This is a genomic window from Vogesella mureinivorans (assembly GCF_007644035.1).
Taxonomy (GTDB): domain Bacteria; phylum Pseudomonadota; class Gammaproteobacteria; order Burkholderiales; family Chromobacteriaceae; genus Vogesella; species Vogesella mureinivorans.
The window spans coordinates 1-280 of sequence record NZ_VMTV02000499.1; the positions used below are offsets into that span (position 1 = coordinate 1).

Annotated in this window: 1 protein-coding gene; it reads right to left on the reverse strand. The window is 43.9% G+C overall.

The window, feature by feature from the left end; all coding sequences use genetic code 11:
• A partial coding sequence (locus tag FLQ44_RS13590) for an anhydro-N-acetylmuramic acid kinase (protein WP_240801288.1) occupies window positions 1-266 on the reverse strand: 266 nt, incomplete at its 3' end.
• Between the last annotated feature and the right edge of the window lie 14 nt (window positions 267-280).

A 280-nucleotide genomic window follows, 5' to 3' on the forward strand; every position in this document is an offset into this window, starting at 1 on the left:
ACATTGGCGATTCCACCTAGGTTGAGAATCACACGATGAATCGTTGCATGTTGGAACAATGCCTGATGAAATGCAGTAACCAATGGTGCACCTTGCCCACCTGCTGCCATATCGCGACGTCTAAAATCTGAAATTACAGGAATCTGGGTAATCTCTGTGATGATATTCGGATCGCCAATTTGTAAGGTAAAGCCATGTTCTAAACGATCACGAATATGTTCTGCCTGCCACAATGCAAGCGGGCTTTGTCGAGTTGCGATTTTCAAGGTTTTCATCATTT